The sequence below is a fragment of the Streptococcus sp. HMSC065E03 genome, assembly GCF_001815045.1.
Taxonomy (GTDB): domain Bacteria; phylum Bacillota; class Bacilli; order Lactobacillales; family Streptococcaceae; genus Streptococcus; species Streptococcus parasanguinis_AD.
Map to the genome: position 1 here is coordinate 551 of NZ_KV818849.1, position 1,068 is coordinate 1,618.

Here is a 1,068-nt window from a genome sequence, read left to right on the forward strand (position 1 = left end):
TACCTTGGAACTCGATTGTTTGTGGACGGTTGTCTACGACTGTATCGTAGTCTTTACCTACTGGTTGTGCCAATTCATCAGTTACAGATGCTTTGATCGTGTTACCATTAACGTCAACATAGTGTACGTAGACATTACCCTTAGGTTGTTTCAATTGGTAGACATATGTTACGTTCTTATCTTTTTCAGCAACTTTACCAGTTGTAGCATCATCACCTGTCCAGTGACCTTGTTCGTCGACTTGACCTACTTTGTAGTTACCAGCTGGTACCAATTCGTATGTCTTACCTTGGAACTCGATTGTTTGTGGACGGTTGTCCACTACTGTATCGTAGTCCTTATCAATTGGTTGTTCATCTTCATCTTTCACAGATGCTTTAATCGTGTTACCTTCAGTATCAACATAGTGAACGTAAACGTTACCTACTTCTTGGTAAACATACGTAATAGTTGACTTAGGTTTATCAACTTTACCTTTAATTGGATCAGATGATTCCAAGTGTCCGTCGCCATCAACTTTACCTACTGGGTAGTCACCTTTCGGTACGATCTTGTAAGTCTTACCGTCTGGAGTCTTGATAGTGTTAGGTTTTTCACCTTCCTCAGTTGTGTTATATGGTGTGTCATATGGTGAGTTTGGTGTGTCTTGACGAGGATCTTTAATCACTTTACCTTTTGTATCTACATAAGTGATGATTACTTCACCTTGTTTAGGTGTTTCACTTTCAGAATTTGATGAAGAGTTAGATGCTGATGCTGATACTGATGTAGAAAGTGATGTTGAAGCCGATGTGCTCAATGATGCTGATTGGCTTGCTGATACTGATTCAGACGCTGAAGCTGATTGGCTTGCTGATACTGATTCAGATGCTGAAGCTGATTGGCTTGCTGATACTGATTCAGATGCTGAAGCTGATTGGCTTGCTGATACTGATGCAGATGCTGAAGCTGATTGGCTCGCTGATACTGATTCAGACGCTGAAGCTGATTGGCTTGCTGATACTGATTCTGATGCTGAAGCTGATTGGCTTGCTGATGCTGAAGCTGATTGGCTTGCTGATACTGATG

General features: G+C 41.3%; 1 protein-coding gene and 1 pseudogene. One reads left to right on the forward strand and one right to left on the reverse strand.

Annotation, left to right across the window (positions count from 1 at the left end):
- A partial coding sequence (locus tag HMPREF3002_RS04235) for a MucBP domain-containing protein (RefSeq protein ID WP_256263418.1) occupies window positions 1-667 on the reverse strand: 667 nt, incomplete at its 3' end.
- A gap of 25 nt (window positions 668-692) precedes the next feature.
- Here HMPREF3002_RS04235 and HMPREF3002_RS11185 point away from each other — a divergent pair.
- Window positions 693-1,068, forward strand: a pseudogene (locus tag HMPREF3002_RS11185) (MSCRAMM family adhesin SdrC); the annotation flags it as partial.